This window comes from Bradyrhizobium diazoefficiens, from assembly GCF_016616885.1.
GTDB lineage: Bacteria > Pseudomonadota > Alphaproteobacteria > Rhizobiales > Xanthobacteraceae > Bradyrhizobium > Bradyrhizobium diazoefficiens_F.
The window spans coordinates 6,214,271-6,232,213 of sequence record NZ_CP067102.1 but is presented as its reverse complement, the minus strand read 5'-3'; the positions used below and the strand labels follow the sequence as shown (position 1 = coordinate 6,232,213).

The following is a 17,943-nucleotide window of genomic DNA, read 5'->3' as shown; positions in this document are numbered from 1 at the left end:
TATTCAGGCCACGGGGAAAATGCGATCTCCCCGCGAGGCGTCATGCCCAAGAATCGCGTCCTGATCACCAAGGGCGCAGCATGGCAGTATCGTACACCTCCATTTCACCCGACAAACTGTCTCGATTGATAGGCACGGCGGCTGCGCCGGCGCTCATCGACGTATGCATCGGATTTTTCGGCCGACCCGCGCCTGATTCCCGGCGCGATGCGACCAAGCAGACGCACAACTGGCCGAACAACAAGATCGGGTGAGGAGGCGGGACTACTTCTGGGGCAGGGATAACCAGGAGACCAAAGATGCGGACATCAACGATCTATCGGACCGCGCTCCTCTTGGCGCTTACGGCGTCGCCCGCACACGCCCTGACCCAGGAGGAACTGATCGCCAAGATCCAGGCGGCCGGCTACTCGCAAGTGCAAGACGTCAAATCGACGGCCGAAGGCATCACCGCGCAGGCGGTGAAGGAGGGTAAGCCGGTGAAGCTCGTCGTCGACAGCAGTGGCCAAATCAAAGAGCGGAATTGAACGTGAGGAGTAACACCATGAAGAAGACCATCTTGGTCCTGGTCGGCATCGTCTGCCTTTTCGCATTCCGCTTCGCGCCCTTGTTCCCCGCGTATGCTCAAGATGCCGACTGGCAGAAGGTTGACGAGATGCTCGGCCGCAAGGCTGCCGTCTCCGACGACGTTCGCCGCTACGGCTTCCCCCGCAGCGACCTCTCCGTGACCCTGGACGGCGTCACGATCAAGCCGGCGCTGGCGTTGGGTGGCTGGGTCGCGTTCAAGCCTGCGCACGGCGGCGCCATGGTCATGGGCGACCTCGTTCTGCTCGAGACCGAGATCAATCCCGTGATGGCGAAGATGATCGCGAGCGGTCTCGAAATCACTGCCGTGCACAATCACCTGCTGCGGGCGAACCCGGCGACCTTCTACATGCACGTCGCCGGCCACGGCGACCCCGTCAAGCTGGCCTCGGCGATCCACGATGCTTTGGCCGAGAGCAAGACGCCGCTGACCATAGCGGCACCGGCCAACCCGCCACCCGCGGTCGATCTCGACACCGCCAAGCTCGACCAGATCATCGGCGTGAAGGGCCAAGCCAACGGCGGCGTCTACCAGATCAACGTCAAGCGGCGCGACCCGATCACCCAAGAGGGCATGCCCTTGACCCCCGTCGGTCCGATGGGTGTCGCGATCGGCATCAATTTCCAGCCGACGGGCGGCGGCAAGGCTGCCATCACGGGCGACTTCGTGCTGACCAGCGACGAGGTGAACCCGGTCATCTTGGCGCTGCGGACGCACGGCATCGAGGTGACGGCACTGCACAGCCACATGCTGGACGAGCAGCCTCGGCTCTTCTTCATGCATTTCTGGGCGAACGACGATGCCATCAAGCTCGCAGAAGGCCTACGCGCAGCGCTCGACAAGACCGCGAGCACGAAGAGCTAACGAAACCTGGAAGATCGAAGGATGCGAACGTTCACAGCCATGTTCCTGGCGGCAGTCGGAGTTCTTGCGGGCATGAACGCTGCGGTCGGCCAGACCAGTTGCAAAGTCTGCGCCGATCAACAGAAGGCTTGCATGAAGAACTATGCCGGACCTTGGTGAGAACGATGACGGCTGCTACGCGGTGACTCTCAAGGGCCAGAGTGTCGAATTGGTGCCATCGGGACTCGGGCTTCCGCTCGACGGGATCCTCGAACCCGCAGATCAGAATTGAAGGGGGCAAGACTGTGACGACGACAACAACGACAGGTGAACGCGGTAGGATGGGTGAACTGGTCCGCTACTTTCTGCGACTGGGCTTTCTCGGCTTCGGCGGACCGGTCGCACTGGTTGGCCAGATGGAGCGCGAACTCGTCGACGACAAAAAGTGGCTCACCAAAGAGCAGATGCGCGAGACCATCGCCATTTGCCAATCGCTTCCCGGGCCGCTCGCGATCCAGGTCGGCATCTTTATCGCCTATTTGCGCTGCGGTTTCTGGGGTGCCTGGGCCGGCGGCTGGGCGTTCATCCTGCCGAATTTCGTCATCGTCGCGGCCCTCGGCGCGCTCTTTGTTCATTTGGGGGATCTCAAGGCGGTTACAGGCATCTTCTATGGCGTCAGCCCGGCCGTGATCGCTCTGATCCTGCATTCCTGCTACCGGCTTGCCAAGCTCGGTATGGAAGACTGGCTGCAGTGGGTGATCGCAGCCGTCTGTCTGGCCGTCACCGTGATCCTGAAGGCCGAGGTCGCGCTGCTGTTCATCGGGTCGGGGATCGTGGGCATCGTCTATTACGGCCACGTCAGGCGCCCGCCGGTCGCGCTGCAGCTTGCGCTGATCCCGGCGGCGGCGCCCGCCGCCATCCCGGCCGCGACCGGTTCGACGCTCGGCAAGCTGCTGCTGTTCTTCCTCAAGGCGGGCTCGCTAACCTTCGGCAGCGGGCTCGTCATCGTTCCCTTCCTGGAGCAAGGACTGGTGCAGCAGTACGGCTGGCTCAATGAGCGCGAATTCCTGGTGGCTGTCGCGATCGGCATGATGAGCCCCGGGCCGGTCGTAATCACGGCAACCTTCGTCGGCTATCTGGTGGCGGGCTTCTGGGGCTCCCTGATCTCGACGGTCGGTATCTTCTTGCCGTCCTTCCTGCTGGTTCTGATCGCGGCCCCGTTGCTGGCGCGCCATCGCAAGAATCCGAATGTGCAGGGCTTCGTGAAGGGCGCTTACGCGGCGGCGATCGGAACCATCTTGGGTGCGAGCTTCCTGCTCGGCAAGATCGCGATCGGCGACTGGCTGACTGCGCTCATCGGCATCGTCTCGCTCGCCGTGCTGTTTCGTTGGAAGGTCAGCAATCCCTTGCTCATTGCCGCGACGGCAGTCATTGGGCTGGCTGCCTATCCGATCCTGCAGCCCGCATGGGTGCTCACAGGGCTGAAGTGAGATGCAGACGATGCGAACGACGTTGAGGAATGCTCAGACAGGGCTGCGCCTACCGGTCGCAGTCCTGGCGATCCTGCTGACATCGGTCGCCCCCGCACCGGCGGGCGCGTTCGATGAGATTCCGGCGGAGCGGCGAGGAGGCGTCAACGTGAGCTACTGGTCCGGCGTTCCCCTGGGCATCGACGATTACGAAACAACCCGGGATCAGATCGTCCAGCGCATCGACGCGCTTATTCCGACGCTGGCGGCGGCCGCCGAATCCGCAGGGAATCAGGTGCCACTCCAGCTCGAAACCAAGATCCCGCTCGGCGATGTCCGCGGGCGGATCGATCATTTGGCGGTCGACCTGAAGCGGCAGCGGTTGTTCGTGGCCGAACTCGGCAATGACAGTGTCGGCGTCGTCGATCTGGCCGCAAACACCGTCCTCAAAACCATCACAGGGCTCAGCGAACCCCAGGGTGTCGGCTATGAGCCGTCGACCGACACGCTCTACGTCGCCGATGCCCGCGATGGATCGGTCCGGCTCTACGAAGCCAACGAGTACAAGGCGACCGGACGGATCGAGCTCGGCAGCGATGCCGACAACATCCGGATCGACGCGGCCGCTAGGCGCGTCATCGTCGGCTATGGCGATGGTGGTCTGGCGGTCATCGACCCGGCCACTCGCAGCAAGGTCCAGAGTATACCATTGAAAGCGCATCCGGAGAGCTTCCAGCTTGAGCCCAGCAGCGGGCGCATCTTTATCAACCTGCCCGATGCGCGAGCGGTCGCAGTGGTGGACACCGCGTCCGGGAAGCTGATCGCCAACTGGCCAATGGACAAAGGTGGCAATTTCGCGATGACCATTGATCGCGACCTCGGCCGCGTGCTTCTGGCGTACCGCAGCCCCGCCGCACTTGCCGTCTTTTCGATAGACGGCAAGCTGATCGCGAATGCGGAAACCTGCGGCGACGTCGATGACATCTTCATCGATGGGAGGCGCAATCGTGTCTATGTAAGCTGCGGCTCAGGATACGTCGACGTCCTTGAAATCGATGGGTCAGCCTATCGGAGGATCGCACGTTTGCCGACAGCAAGGGGGGCGCGAACGTCGCTCTTTGTGCCGGAGTTGGACCGTCTGCTTGTGGCCGTCCGGGCCGGGCCCGCTGGGCCGGCCGCGATCTGGGTGTTCAAACCAATGCCGTGAGATCGAATTCGTAAGGAGGCAGCCCCATGTGCAGACGTAGCCGAGGCTTTCGCAACTCCGCGAGATACTTTGTGCCACGGGTTGCGGTCACTTTGGCGCTGGTCGCCTGGTCGGTTCCAGCTTCCGCCTATCGCCCATTCGACGGCACCGATGCGGCCGTTGCAAAGACGGGCGAAATGGAGATCGAACTGCAGCCGGCGGGGCGCTTGCGCGATGAGGGCGGGGCAAGCTTGATTGCGCCGGCCTGGGTCATCAACTACGGTTTGAGTGAAGGTTGGGAAGCCGTCTTCGAGGGCCAGGGACAGACCCCGCTTTCTCCATCCGGGCCAACCAGCCTGACTGCAGCCGGAGCCTTTCTCAAGCATGTGATTGTACCCGGGAGCCTGCAGGACAAAACGGGCCCGAGCATTGCGACCGAATTTGGCGTTCTTCTCCCGGATAGTACCGGCAATGCAGGCGCCGGTTTGAGCCTGGCCGGCATTGTCTCGCAGCGCTGGGATTGGGGCTCCATCCATCTGAACGCTGAGACGGCCTTAACCCGCGACCATCATGGCGATGTCTTTCTTGGCGCAATCATCGAGGGGCCGTCGACGTGGACAGTTCGCCCTGTCGCAGAAGTCTTCTACGAGAACGAGTTTGGGAAGGAGGAGACGTTTTCCGGTTTGGTCGGCTTGATCTACCGGGTGCGAGACGATCTGAGCTTCGACGCCGCAGTCCGTCATGCACTCACCGGCAGGCACCCGGTGACCGAAATTCGCGCAGGCCTGACCTTCGGTTTTCCGCTTTCCTTCTTTGAAGGTCACGCCGCGGGACGGTCGTCGACGATGCCGCCGAGATAGCCTACTGGCGATCCGATTTCTCTGGACGGGCGCGCCAGTCGCGGCCCACCGTCTGGTGATCCTGATCCGGCGCAGCCTGACCGGCGTGGTCGTTCTCGCCGCCTTGGGCCTTCCAGTCGCGTCCGATCTTGACATCCTCAGCGCGACTGCGATCCTGCTCACGCGATTGCTCCGACTGTTGGGGCGATTGCGTCTCCTGAACCGGGATGGACTGCGCTTGGACGGCGGCTCCGCCGAATGCGACGGTCAGCGCGAAAGCGGATAATGCTTGGGTATCCCCACGACGGCCATTCCGACAAGCGATCAGCGGCTGCAGCGGCGGTCGTGCTTGCCGGGCTTCTCGAATGGGCCTTCGACATCGCGATTTAACCTGAGTCTGTGACGACGCCGGGGCTGCCGATCTGCGGGCACAAGCACTTCTCCGAGCTGTTAAGATGAAACTTGAGAAGTCTACCTTTTGCAGACGGCTGAAGGACACCCGTGCTTGATCCGCACTCCATATCGGCTAGACCGGAGACAGCGGGGTCAAGGCGGGTCTGGGTATCGGTGAGCAATCTTTACAGTTTGGTCTCGCTGATCTGCTTTAGCCGTCCTTCCAGGGGTGTGCCGAGACAACGTACGGGATGGTGACGAAGCGAGCACGGTCAGGATTAGCGTACCATGTTGCGATCTCCATGCACCCAAACCTGGCGTTCTGTTTGTCGCCACGCTTTGTCAGCCATAATGATCGAACTCGCTGAGGGCTATTCTCACTTCCCGCGCAAAATCAATAAGGGCCACGGCGAACGCCGCGAGCGCGGTCATGAAAAGGATCGCGACTCCGCGCTCATGTTGGATCTGCAAAAGAGCGCTTGCGAACGCCACGATGACGAGAAGGGTGACAGCTATGCTGCTGATCACGGACCAGTAGATGGCTCTGTTCAGCATCGCCGTTCGCCGCAGCAGACGGGGAATGTCAGCCTTCAATCGGGATTTAAGGCCGTCGTCATCCGCGATGCCGTTTAACACAATCGTTCGATCGATGATCCGGTTCAGCCGCCCGATCAACACGGCGATAAAGGCGGCGAGTGCCCCCAGAAGGAAAGCGGGCGCCGCTGCCTGCGAAATGACATGGGACAGCTGACTGACCGATGGTGTATCAGGAAACATTGAAGTCGGCCTGCTCTGTTTTCGATGTCCGATACGGTCGGCGCCGCCCGGTACAGGAACTGGCCGATAAGGCTACACAGGCGCCGCAAAGGGGCGCTATGCGAAAACGGTCCAGCGACCGGGACTGGGTGTCGGATTTCGCATAGTCAACCAAGCGTTCAAGTTCGTATTGGTACGGATCGCACATGACGATCCTGGCCCCCGCCCATGACGAGTCTCGCAATACATCTATGGCCTCGGTGGCTCAGGATTGCGCTTGTCGGAATTGCGACTGCGGCGATCATCGGTGGTGGGCTGTTCTGCTATCGCTACTTTGCAAAGCCGGTCGTTCTCTCGATCGCGGTCGGCTCGACTGATGGTGAAGCAAACTCTCTCGTGTCCGCAATAGCAGCCCGGCTGGCAGCGTCCGGTTCGCACGTTCGCATGAAGGTGATCGACAGCGGCACGGCTTTGAAAGCATCGGAGATGTTGACCACGGGGAAGACGCAGCTTGCCATCGTTCGTGGCGACACCGGAAATCTGTCGGATGCGAGGAGCGTGCTGCTTCTGAGCCACGGTGTGGTTCTGATATTGGCGCCCTCTGGCGGCCCTGACAGCCTGGGCGATCTTCGCAATGCGACGATTGGTGTCCTCGGAGGCGAGATCAACCGGTCGGTTGTCGAGGCGTTGAAACAGGTTTACCAATTCGATCGCGCCAAGGTCCGCTTTCAGGACCTCGCCATTGCAAGAAGCGAGGGCGCCGCGCCGCTAGGGCAAGATCAGGCCATTCTTGCCGTTGTGCCGCTTACGGAAAGATATCTGGCAAAGATCAGACAGTACTTTCAGAAAGCGGAAAAGGGAAACGCTGCCAAGTTGCTCGAGATCGGGTCGGCAGGCGCCGTCGCCAACGTCGCACAGTATTATGAAAGCTATGACATTCCGAAGGGCACCTTGCGGGGGCCCCGCCCGTCCCTTCAGACGATCTGACGTCGCTGCGCGTTTCATACTTTCTTGTCGCCCACAAATCTGTCGACGCGAGCGTTGTGACGGACCTGACGCAATCGCTGATTGGCGTCCGGCGGGATTTGTTGACGGAATATCCGGTGTTGACCCAGGCGGCCGCACCCAGCACGGATGCCGATGCCTTGATTCCTATTCATCCGGGGGCTGCCACGTACTACAACGGGAACCAGCAGAGCTTCTTCGACAAGTACGATGACAAGATTTATTACGGTTCGCTGGTGCTTGGATCGCTGATCTCGGTCGTCGTCGCGGCCTGGCGCTTTGCCCGCTCCGGGCCCGAATCGGAAAGCATGCTCCAGCCACTCTACGAGCTTGGTAAGGAGATTCAGAGTGCCAGAAGCGAGTCGGCCTTGGACGAAATCGAAAAGCGAATTGACGAAATCCTCAAGTCGGAGCTCTCCAGAAGCAAAGACGGTGAAGGCGCCGACAGCGCTGATATGGCGGCGCTAGGTCTGGCGGCCCATCGGCTGCAATATCTGATGAGCCACCGCAGAGCGACGCTGCGTCAAACGATGTCGGGAGCCAAAGCAGAACCGGTAACATCACATTCCTAGGAGGATAAAATGCTTATTCGTCTGTCTATGGTCGCTCTGGGTGCGCAATTGACTGTAGCAATGGCCGATGACCTGCCTCGGTTCGATATTCAGCGGAACTGCCGCCTCGATACCGCTGCTGCCGCGGGCCTTGCAGTTGCTGAGGGGATGAAAAACTGCGTGAGGGATGAACGCCAGGCTCGTCAGCAACTCTCGAAACAATGGTCGCGATTCTCAGCGTCGAACCGGGCGAGTTGCACGACGGAGAGCAACATCGGGGGAACGCCGAGCTACGTCGGTTTGCTCACGTGTCTCCAGATGACAGTATGGGCTCGATAATGAGAAGAAAAGCAGACCACCGATTGGTATCTGCATCGTCGATCCAGGCAAACGGTGTTCGCGACTGAGAGAGACCTAAATGAAGCAGCTCGCCGGGAGCCGATGGTGGCTGTTCATTTTCGCGGCCCTGCTGATCGTCTATCTCGCGCTGGCCTATGTCGTGCTCCCGGTCCTGTGGACTCATCACGAGCATGAGCCGGGCCTCGCTTCGTCCCCCATGGTGACACGGACCGGTGCCGACATTCCGGGAGATCCCCTCAATGTCGGGCTTGTGGGGAGCAAGGAAGATATCCTCCGCGCCATGCAAGCCGCCGGCTGGTTTCCGGCCGACGCGATCACTTTGCGCTCCAGTATCGACATCGTCGGCAGCGTGGTGCTCGACCGGCCCTATCACGATGCACCCGTCAGCCCGCTCTACTATGACGGTAAAAAAGAGCAACTCGCTTTCGAAAACCCCGATGGCAAGAGCGCCGACCGACGACATCATGTTCGTCTATGGCTTGTCCTTGAAAAAGGCACCGACGGCCGTCCGGTTTGGCTTGGCTCGGTTACTTTCGACCGCGGGGTCGGCTTGAGCCATGATACCGGGCAGGTCACCCATCACATCGGGCCAGACATCGATGCGGAGCGCGGCCTGCTGATGCGCGATTTGCGCCAGGCAGGAATGGTCGAAGCATTTTTCCAGATTTCCGGAGTGGGACCGACTTTGCTCGCCTGGAATGGCGAGGGTGATCGCTATTATACCGACGGAGAAATCGACGTCGCTCGTCTTGTCGTAAACGGCGTCAGACGAATCGAACCGCCGGCGACGTTGCCTCCTCCGCCACTGATTGCCCTGAAGGATCAAATCTGGCACGGCGTCAGCAATGCCGTGGGGCAATGATCGCTACGTCACAGTTCTCTTACTTGGTCACTATTCTCCGTGCTGGCGTCACGGTGCTGGTCGGCGCCATCGGCGATATCGAGAACGTCAACCACGTATTCCATCCGGCTGGCCGATTTTCCGCAGCGAATTCGCCGTACCCCTTCAGGTTCAAATATCCCTGCATGTCTCCGACCGGAAACAAGTAGCCGATCTGAGGGCCGACGCCCACCACACGCGACCGGAAACCACCGAGGATCGGGTGCTGCCCAAAATCGTCGGTGACCTGCTGATAGTAGTAGCCGACGAGGCCAACGAAGAGCTGCTTCGAGAGAAACTGAGAAGCGCCCCAATCGACGTGGAAATCGATGCCGTTCTGGTATTGCGTATCCTGGTTCTTGAAATTGTAGGTGAACCCGGCGACCGCTGAAAATTCATGCCCGGCGACCGGATTGAAGTAGGTGTAGCCGCCGCCGCCATCGATCGCACCGTGGCCGATGCCAAGGTTGGATAGGCGCGTGGGATCATAGGCGCCAACCGGAATATCGCCAGTCACATAAGTCATGAAATTGTGGACGCCGGCGTTCCACTTCAACGTCACTTGCGGATACAGATCGCCCACCGACGTGAGCGAATCAGAGAGGGTCCCCATCCGGGTTGTCGCAAGTGGCCCAACAAACGCCGTCAGCGTTCCGTCGAGCGAAGTAGCCGATCGGCCGAAGAGGCCGGTCATGCCGATTGCCAATTGTCCGCCCAGCACGGGCGTCGCGAAGGTATAAGTCGGGTTCAGCAGGATGAGGTCGGCCTGCGCGTTCAAATGCAGATTCAAATTCACGTTGATATTGGCAGGGATTTTGCCGATCTGGATCTCTCTGGCCGCCGCTGCATTGCCGAAGGCTGATACGGTTGTGTGATAATAGACTTCGGCCATCGACCAGCCCGGGACTTGGGGAGCTGCCGCGAGGCTACTGAACCGCCCGGGAAGCCAATACGAAACACCGCTCTCGTCCGCGCGGGCCGCTTCGGTGAAAGATCCAAGAAGTAGTGCAGTCACGCCAATACAGGCTGCCTGAAGGCCAAGCCCTGGACCCGATATCTGGTGCTTCATGTGTCCCTCCAGCAATCAAAGCTCAACCATTGGATGCCAGACACGCAAGACGATACTATGCAAAATCGGTCCGCGACAGGCGTTTCCGTCGCCGTGTTGTCTTGTAGTCACTCTCGAAGAGCGCTCGTGCAAACGCATTGGCATGCTTCGGGGAAATCTCAGGCAGCGAGACCGGGGTTTTCAGACCCGAGCCTGGGTATACTAACGGTTTGCCAGTTCGCCCCTCGACGCAGGGTTTCCGAAGGACTTTCCCCAAATACCTTTCGGTATTCGACCGAAAAGCGGCCCAATTCGACGAAACCAAAGGCTGTCGCGATCTCCGTCACGGTCGCCATTTTGCTGTCGGCCAACAAAAGAGCCCGTCTCGCATGAGACAACCGGGACATTCTAAGGTGCCGGGATGGTGCTATGCCGTGGATTTGGTGAAATGACTTTCGCAGCGTTCGCTCGCTTACGGCAAGGATGCGACACAGCGATGAGATTCGCAGCGGCTCATCCAGATCGGACAGAGCCAAACTTTCTGCTCGTTCAACGAGAAGATGCCACGACTTGCGTTGCTGTCCGAATGGTCTCGGGTCGCTATCGGCCATCGTTGTAGCCCCAAGGTGAAATGACGCCGTGATCACAGCACACCATTGAGGGGTGTCCGGGCACTATTGTACCTGGGGGCAAACGGGAGCTTGTCAGTCGCGCGTTCGCTCCCGAGTTGAGGTGCTCGAGAGGGGATTTGGGGTATCTTGCATCGGCCGCAGACTCGCCAGCAATCCTGTTCGCTCCGCAATAGAGACCGCCTCTGCAAACGATTGCACCTGCAGTTTGTTCATGATCCCATGGCGGTGCGCTTTGATTGTCCGTTCGGATGTGCCGAGCTGAAAGGCGATTTGCTTGTTGAGCTTGCCTCGGACCATGAGCGCAAAGACCTCTTCCTCACGAGGTGTCAGCGTTGAGATCAGAAGTTTGAGCGCACTCACCTGATCCTGGTTTTGCTGTACCACCGCATGGCGAGCAAAGGCGCGTTCGATCGCTGCCAGCAACGTTTCCCTGGGAACGGGCTTGGATAGAAAATCGTCGGCCCCCGCCTTGATAGCGCGCACGCTGGTCGGGATATCGCCGTGTGCCGTCATGAAGATAATTGGCCAACTCACAGACAGTTTGGCCAACTGTTCCTGAAGCTGGAGGCCCCCCAGGGTCGGCATCTGGACGTCGAGCAGGATGCAGCCCGGTCTTGCTGATTCGCTGGCCCGCAAGAACGAGGTCGCTGATTCATAGTCCGCCACCTCATAACCGGAAACTCTGAGTAACCGCGAAATCCCGCCTCGAAACGACGGATCGTCGTCCACGACATGAATCACGGGGGGACTTTTCGTCCAGTGCGCGCTTTTCTGAAAAGGCTGACCAAATATTGCTGTCATGGAGGCAGCGCTCCCTGAAGTACGACTTCACAATAACATCAGGCAATCGCTTGGGTCTGGCACACAAAATACAACCTTACCGGGTCAAAATACTATCGCAGCGCTCGTGTAACGTAAAGTTATCGCGTCGCGAATGGACGACCAATTTGTCGCACATGCGGGTGCGTGCAGGTACGCTCACAGGTCAGGTCTACAATGACCGTTCGGCGTCGCGTTACAGATAGGCCGTGTAGGAGCTGATCCAGACAAGGATCGACGCCAGTAGGCCGATCACGCCGGCTTCGGGCGCAAACACTGTCGCGCTTCCAGACATCCCCAGGCGTAGCGAGTCGTGGCTGATCTCCTCCGGAATTGACATCGCCGCCGGAAAAACAGTTGCGCCGCCAAAAGTATTGGTGCGCGCGAGTGTCCCGGACACGGCAATCTGGCCCTGACCGATGCCCCTGGGAATCACTGTTATCCGTGAATGAAAGATGCGGCCCGGGATATTGTCGAAAACGATATCGACAGCAGCACCTTCCCTAATCGTCTCGAAGCCGTTTTGCGAAAACAATCCGACAATCGCGATTTCACGCTCGACGATGAAAGACATCGCCGAGTGCATCTGCAATGCCCGGTCGCCGACAGCCAGTGCTGCGATCGTGACGTAACCGTCCGCAGGCGCGCGAATGGTGGTCTGGGATAGCTCCCAGCTTGCCGTCCCCAGTTGCGCCTCGATCTGGGCCACGGTGGTGTTGACGCCATTGACTTCGGAGTCGAGGGCCAGTTTCGAGCTTTGTTGCGCCGCTTTCGCCGCGGTGAGTTGCGCCGATACCGTCTCGAACTGAACCTGCTTGTCCTGCGCCTGGAATTGCGAGTTCGCGTCGTCGGATGCGAGTTGCTGTATGTCGGCGAGGCGTTTGGCATTGTAGGCACGCTGCGCGGCCAGCCCCGCAACATTGGCGGTCGCCTGCTCGTAGTTCGCCTGCAGGATTTTCGTCTGCTGACGCGCTGCGGCCAACGATGCCTGCAACTGCGCCACCTTGTATTGGAACGGTGCTGGGTCGATTTGAAACAACACGTCGCCGCTCTTCACGGGGGCGTTCGGCTTGACCGGAATAGCAATCACCTCGCCGGTGACGTTGGGCATCACTTCGACAACCCTGCCGGCCACGGTGATACGTCCCGACGGTGTCAGATAGTTAAACAGCGCAAGGAATGTAGCCAGAATAAGCGCGCCCGCAAGCACCGAGACCGTGCCTGGACAACCAACCCCATCGAACCAGTTTGAATTTTGAAAACAGAAGCCAAAGCGCGACGATGTAGAGGCACAAGATAACTATCATTGTCCCGGCTCGCATCCGGTTTGCCGATTCTTCATCGTAGCGCGGTTGCCTGACCCCGCTATGCAAAATCGGACGCGCTAAAAGGCGACAGGTTGGCACCTGCGACGGCAACTTTTTTGCGTCGTGCCCGATTCTGCATAGTCGGCGAGAGCAAAGCGCTTCATAGACGCGATCTCGCTCGTCAAACGGGATGTAACCGGAAGTCGCCCAACGATTCACAAACAGGGAATGGAAAAAATGCGTGTCACGAAACTGATTCAAGCCGGCTGGTTGCTCGCCGTGAGCGCGGTGTTATGCGGCATGGGCGCCGCATTTGCCCAAACGCCATCCGCGCCGCCGGCGATGAAAACGATCGGCGCGCACAGTACGGCGAAGCCGGAGCTCATTCAGTCGCTGATCGTGATGAACGCGCGCGGCGCGACGCTGCAGGGCGACAAGCTGACCATGACCGGTATCTCGCCGAACTCGATCATCTTTGCCGACCGGCCGGTTCGGCTGGCCGGCCACGAGCCGACCGCCATGCTGCTCGAGGATTGGGGCAAGGGGAACGACAATTTCACCAAGGATCCTCCCAACGCCACCATCTCGGCGTTCAGCAAGGATGGCGCCTCGGTGAAGGACGCGGTCGTGGTGTTGAAGACGCCAAAGCTCGAGGGCGACACCCTGACCTTCACCGTGCAGGTTCTTGAAGGCGACATCACCGGCGCCGACGGCGGCGCCGCGCTGTTCATCGATATCTTTGGCGTCTGGCGGCGCGCCGCGTTCCGCGGTGCGGTGTACGCCGGAGCTGTCGCTGGAGCAGCCGCTGTTGCTGCGCCCTACGTCTATCCCTACGCACGTCCGGCTTGCGGCTACTACCCCTATCCGCCCTGTTACTGAGAAACTGCGAGCGAAGTACATGCTCGAAAGCATGTGCTTCCCTGAATTTGAGGCCTACTTGTCCCTCGCTCGTCAACCATAGGAGCGCGAAGATGAAAAAGCCATTCATTCCAGGCTGTGCCCTGATCTGCTGTTTCATTGCGATAGCTCCAGCGACAGCCCAGCAAGTCACGGGCACGCCGGGTTCGCCCGGCGCAACCACGTCCATTGATGGAAAACAACTCCCCCCGCCGGACCCAAGGTTCGGCGGCGAGATCAAGGACGGCGCACTGCAGTCCAAGCCGTGGTGGGCGCCGCGTGTCGTCCCGCCAAAGAGTGCGCCCAATGTGTTGCTGATCATCACCGACGACGCCGGCTTCGGCGTGCCCAGCACCTTCGGCGGCGTCATTCCGACACCGACAATGGACCGCATCGCCAACGAGGGCCTGCGCTACAACCGGGTTTTCTCCACTGCGCTATGCTCGCCGACGCGCGCCGCGCTGATCACCGGGCGCAACCACCACTCGGCTGGGTTCGGCGTGATCTCGGAGCAGTCGACCGGGTTCCCCGGCTACAACAGCATCATCGATCGGGATAAGGCCACCATCGGGCGCATCCTGCTGGAAAACGGCTACTCGACCTCGTGGTTCGGCAAGAACCACAACACGCCGGCGTTCGCCGCCAGCCAGGTCGGGCCGTTCGACCAATGGCCGACCGGCATGGGTTTCGAGTATTTCTATGGCTTCGTCGGCGGCGACGCCAACCAGTGGCAGCCGAACCTGTTCCGCAACACCACGCAGATCTATCCCTTCCAGGGCAAGCCGGGCTGGAACCTGATCACCGGGATGGCTGACGAAGCCATCGACTGGATGACGCGGATTCACCAGACCGATCCGAGCAAGCCGATCTTTATCAAATACGCCCCCGGCGCCACGCATGCACCGCATCACCCGACCAAGGAATGGGTCGACAAGATCAGTTCGATGCATCTGTTCGACGACGGCTACAATAAGTTGCGCGAGCGCATCCTGGAGAATCAGAAGCGTCTCGGCGTGATCCCGAAGGACACCAAGATGGCGCCCTGGCCCGACGACTTGCTCAAGCCGTGGGATCAGCTCACCGCCGACGAGAAGAAGCTCTTCATCCGTCAGGTTGAGGTATTCGCTGCCTACGCCGCCTACAACGACCATGAGATCGGTCGCGTGATCGAGGCCTTCCAGGACCTGGGTAAACTCGACAACACGCTCGTCATCTATATCAATGGTGACAACGGCACGAGTGCCGAAGGCGGGCCGCTGGGCACGCCGAATGAGGTTGCGTTCTTCAACGGCCTCAACAAGCTGCCCGCCGAAGTGCAGCTCAAGTTTTACGACGTGTGGGGCACCGAGCAGACCTACAACCACATGTCGGCCGGCTGGTCGTGGGCCTTCGATACCCCGTTCGACTGGTTCAAGCAGAACGCTTCAAGGCTCGGCGGCATCAACCAGAACATGGTGGTGTCGTGGCCGGCGCGCATCAAGGACAAGGGCGGATTGCGCGAGCAGTTCGTCCACGTGATCGACGTCGTGCCCACCATCCTTGAGGCTGCCGGCATCCGTGCCCCCGAGATTGTCGACGGCATCAAGCAGAAGCCCATCGAAGGCACGAGCTTCGCCTACACCTTCGACACGAACAATGCCAAGGTGACGTCCCGCCACAAGATCCAGTATTTCGAAATGATGGGCCAATGGGCGCTCTACAACGACGGCTGGATGCTCAGCACCAAGGTCAATCGTGCACCGTGGGAGGCTTTCGGTCCGGCCAACCCCGATCCGCTGAACAACCAGGTGCTCCAGCTCTACAACCTGAACGCGGACTTCAGCCAGACCGACGATATCGCCGTAAAGAACCCGGACAAGATCAAGGAGATGAAGGCTCAGTTTATCGCCGAGGCCAAGAAGTACCAGGTCTTCCCGATGGACGCATCGGTCGCAGCGCGCATCGTAGCTCCGCGGCCGAACATTACCGCAGGGCGCAGCGAGTACGTCTACACCCGGCCGATGGTCGGCCTGCCGCAGGGTGACTCGCCGCTGTTGCTCAACACGTCCTATACGGTCACGGCTGACATCGAAGTGCCTCAAGGCGGAGCGGATGGCATGATCCTTACCTCCGGCGGGCGCTTCGCCGGCTACGGTTTCTACCTGCTGCAGGGCAAGCCGGTATGGCTTTGGAACATGGTCGACCTCGAACGTATCAAATGGGAAGGCCCGGATGCACTTGCGCCCGGCAAGCACATTCTCGAGTTCGAGTTCAAGTACGATGGGTTGGGACCGGGCACGCTGGCGTTCAACAACTTTTCCGGCGTCGGTCGGCCCGGCACCGGTACGCTGAAGGTGGACGGCAAGGTCGTCGATACCAAGACGATGCCAAAGACCCTGCCCATGATCCTGCAATGGGACGAGAGCTTCGACATCGGCTCCGATACGCTGACCGGCGTGAATGATGCGGATTACAAGCCGCCGTTCCCACTGACCGCGAAACTCAACAAGCTGACGATCAAGGTCGATCGTCCGCAATTGTCAGCCGCAGACATCGCGAAGTTCCAAGCTGCAATGAAGGCGGCCGCGGATGGGCCAGTCTCGGATGAATTAAGTCTGGTGCAGCGATTGGAAGCACGGTTCGACAAGCGAGAGGACTGCCGCAAGCAGGCTGATGCACAAAAGCTCGGTCCGATCGAACGGATCGGATTTGTCCGAAAGTGCTTGCAGTGACGATCGGCGATTGAAGTGCGAAAGGGACTTTTTCGAGGTCCTTCCAGACGGAACAAGGTGCTTGGGCTGGTCCTTTTGCCGGCACAGGCCCTTCCCATCCTGGGTAGATGTTTAGGAGATCGGTCTGATGAAACCAACATTGTCGGCCTTTTCAGCGCTGTCCTTGATCGCGCTGCTGGTGCTTCCCGCAGATGCGCAACAGTACAAGTATGAAACCCCGATGCCACCCGGCGTTGCCTCGCCAAGCAGCGTTGAGACCCGCCTCGGTACGCTCAAATTCTTCGACGGCTTTCCGGACAACGCGACCGCGCAGAAGCTATTCGAAAATCTCGACTTCCAGCGAGCCGTACAAGCGTACCTCATGGCTATCCCGGCCGTGAGCCAAGCAACCAATCGCAACGCCATGCGTACACTGGGGCCGGTGAACACGGTGGTGCCGATTTTCGAGCAGTTGATGGACTCACGCTCGAACTTCCTCACCGCGAACGACAATACGGTCTATAGCTGGACTTGGATCGACCTCAGCAAAGGCCCGCTTGTTTTCGAAGTCCCGCCGAAGGTGCTTGGAGGCGTAAACGATATCTGGTTCCGTTGGGTCGTTGACGTTGGCATCACGGGTCCCGACAAGGGCGAAGGTGGCAAGTACCTGTTCCTGCCTCCCGACTACAAAGGCGCAGTGCCGGATGGCGGCTATCATATCGTTCGGTCGCCAACCTTCAATCTTTGGGTTCCTTGGCGAAGCTTCCTGGTCAACGACGATCCAAGGCCCGGCGTCGAATTGGTGAAGAGGTTCACAAAAATCTACTCTCCGTCCGAGGCCGCGAACTCGCCGTCACTGAACTTCGTGGATCTGTCCGCAAAGCCGTTCAATACGGTTGCTCCAGCAGACTACACCTTCTGGGAATTGCTCAATCAGGTGGTGCAGGAGGAGCCCAGCGCGTCGCTCGACCAGATCAGGCTTGGCTACTACGCCTCGATTGGCATCACGAAGGGCAAGCCGTTCGCACCGGACGAGCGGATGAAGAAAATACTGACTGAAGCCGCCGCGGTTGGTGATGCGACAGCCCGCGCCATTGCCTTCCATAATCGGGAGAAGGACGCGTACTACTACGCGAACAGCAATTGGCAACTCCCGTTCATTGGCGGTTACAAGTTTCAGACGGAGCCGGATGTCCTGAATCTCGACGCCTACATCTACTATTATTTCATGGCTACCGGCGTGACCCCGGCGATGGAAGAGAAGATGGTTGGTCGCGGCTCGCAGTACGCATGGACTGCGCGGGATGCCAAAGGCGATCCGCTCGAGGGAGGCAAGAGCTACAAGCTGCGCTTGCCGCCAAACGTCCCCGTGAAGGACTTTTGGTCAGTGATCCTCTACAGCGATCAGACCCGTTCGATGATCCAGACCGACCAGCAGTTCCCCAGTGTCAGCAGCCAGACCAAGGGGCTTCTGATCAATGCAGACGGATCGGTCGACGTGTACTTCGGGCCGAAAGCGCCCGCTGGCAAAGAAAAGAACTGGGTGCAGACCGTCCCCGGAAAGGGCTGGAACACTATCCTGCGTCTCTACGGCCCGCTCGACCCCTGGTTCAGCAAGACCTGGCGTCCCGGAGAAATCGAAGGGCTGTAGCTCCTGCGGAACTCATCGATCCACCTTGGCA

The 17,943-nt window shown here is 59.8% G+C and carries 16 protein-coding genes and 1 pseudogene; 12 read left to right on the top strand and 5 right to left on the bottom strand.

Annotated elements, in window-relative coordinates:
* Positions 1-80: 80 nt before the first annotated feature.
* From JJC00_RS38360 to JJC00_RS28940, 6 genes and pseudogenes are all read left to right on the top strand, one after another.
* Positions 81-213: pseudogene (locus JJC00_RS38360) on the top strand (sulfurtransferase); the annotation flags it as partial.
* An 86-nt stretch (positions 214-299) separates the two neighbouring features.
* Entirely contained in the window at positions 300-527 is a 228-nt protein-coding gene (locus tag JJC00_RS28960; protein ID WP_200469243.1) for a PepSY domain-containing protein, read from the top strand.
* Between the two features lie 17 nt (positions 528-544).
* Positions 545-1,450, top strand: coding sequence for a DUF1259 domain-containing protein (locus JJC00_RS28955; protein ID WP_200469242.1), 906 nt, complete (start codon positions 545-547; stop codon positions 1,448-1,450).
* Between the two features lie 320 nt (positions 1,451-1,770).
* Positions 1,771-2,919 carry a chromate efflux transporter gene (gene chrA / locus JJC00_RS28950; protein ID WP_200469241.1) on the top strand — a complete coding sequence of 383 codons (1,149 nt, stop codon included), beginning with the start codon at positions 1,771-1,773 and terminating at the stop codon, positions 2,917-2,919.
* A gap of 10 nt (positions 2,920-2,929) precedes the next feature.
* On the top strand, positions 2,930-4,105 hold the full coding sequence (locus JJC00_RS28945; protein ID WP_246773959.1) for a hypothetical protein: 1,176 nt from the start codon (positions 2,930-2,932) through the stop codon (positions 4,103-4,105).
* A 92-nt stretch (positions 4,106-4,197) separates the two neighbouring features.
* Positions 4,198-4,944, top strand: coding sequence for a hypothetical protein (locus JJC00_RS28940; RefSeq protein WP_200469239.1), 747 nt, complete (start codon positions 4,198-4,200; stop codon positions 4,942-4,944).
* Positions 4,945-5,658: 714 nt separating this feature from the next.
* On the opposite strand, the gene JJC00_RS28935 is transcribed toward JJC00_RS28940, so the two are convergent.
* Entirely contained in the window at positions 5,659-6,093 is a 435-nt protein-coding gene (locus JJC00_RS28935) for a DUF2721 domain-containing protein (RefSeq protein ID WP_200469238.1), read from the bottom strand.
* A gap of 207 nt (positions 6,094-6,300) precedes the next feature.
* Between JJC00_RS28935 and JJC00_RS28930 the strand changes: the two genes are divergently transcribed.
* The 3 genes from JJC00_RS28930 to JJC00_RS28920 all read left to right on the top strand — a co-directional run bounded on the left by JJC00_RS28930 (position 6,301) and on the right by JJC00_RS28920 (position 8,850).
* Entirely contained in the window at positions 6,301-7,059 is a 759-nt protein-coding gene (locus JJC00_RS28930; RefSeq protein ID WP_200469237.1) for a hypothetical protein, read from the top strand.
* Positions 7,060-7,115: 56 nt separating this feature from the next.
* Entirely contained in the window at positions 7,116-7,649 is a 534-nt protein-coding gene (locus JJC00_RS28925; RefSeq protein WP_200469236.1) for a hypothetical protein, read from the top strand.
* A gap of 397 nt (positions 7,650-8,046) precedes the next feature.
* A complete protein-coding gene (locus tag JJC00_RS28920) occupies positions 8,047-8,850 on the top strand; it encodes an LssY C-terminal domain-containing protein (RefSeq protein ID WP_200469235.1) in 804 nt (267 codons plus the stop codon).
* A 19-nt stretch (positions 8,851-8,869) separates the two neighbouring features.
* Here JJC00_RS28920 and JJC00_RS28915 read toward each other — a convergent pair whose 3' ends face one another.
* From JJC00_RS28915 to JJC00_RS28900, 4 genes are all read right to left on the bottom strand, one after another.
* Positions 8,870-9,937 carry a SphA family protein gene (locus tag JJC00_RS28915; RefSeq protein WP_200469234.1) on the bottom strand — a complete coding sequence of 356 codons (1,068 nt, stop codon included), beginning with the start codon at positions 9,935-9,937 and terminating at the stop codon, positions 8,870-8,872.
* Positions 9,938-10,095: 158 nt separating this feature from the next.
* Positions 10,096-10,527, bottom strand: coding sequence for a helix-turn-helix domain-containing protein (locus JJC00_RS39030; protein WP_200469233.1), 432 nt, complete (start codon positions 10,525-10,527; stop codon positions 10,096-10,098).
* A gap of 93 nt (positions 10,528-10,620) precedes the next feature.
* Complete coding sequence (locus JJC00_RS28905; protein ID WP_200469232.1) at positions 10,621-11,349, bottom strand: response regulator transcription factor; 729 nt, start codon at positions 11,347-11,349, stop codon at positions 10,621-10,623.
* 214 nt (positions 11,350-11,563) lie between these two features.
* On the bottom strand, positions 11,564-12,577 hold the full coding sequence (locus JJC00_RS28900; protein WP_246773958.1) for an HlyD family secretion protein: 1,014 nt from the start codon (positions 12,575-12,577) through the stop codon (positions 11,564-11,566).
* A 334-nt stretch (positions 12,578-12,911) separates the two neighbouring features.
* Here JJC00_RS28900 and JJC00_RS28895 point away from each other — a divergent pair, with 334 nt between their 5' ends.
* The 3 genes from JJC00_RS28895 to JJC00_RS28885 all read left to right on the top strand — a co-directional run bounded on the left by JJC00_RS28895 (position 12,912) and on the right by JJC00_RS28885 (position 17,912).
* Positions 12,912-13,553 carry a hypothetical protein gene (locus tag JJC00_RS28895; protein ID WP_433996465.1) on the top strand — a complete coding sequence of 214 codons (642 nt, stop codon included), beginning with the start codon at positions 12,912-12,914 and terminating at the stop codon, positions 13,551-13,553.
* Positions 13,554-13,645: 92 nt separating this feature from the next.
* Positions 13,646-16,282, top strand: coding sequence for an arylsulfatase (locus JJC00_RS28890; protein WP_200469231.1), 2,637 nt, complete (start codon positions 13,646-13,648; stop codon positions 16,280-16,282).
* Positions 16,283-16,409: 127 nt separating this feature from the next.
* Positions 16,410-17,912 carry a DUF1254 domain-containing protein gene (locus JJC00_RS28885; RefSeq protein WP_200469230.1) on the top strand — a complete coding sequence of 501 codons (1,503 nt, stop codon included), beginning with the start codon at positions 16,410-16,412 and terminating at the stop codon, positions 17,910-17,912.
* Positions 17,913-17,943 lie beyond the last annotated feature (31 nt).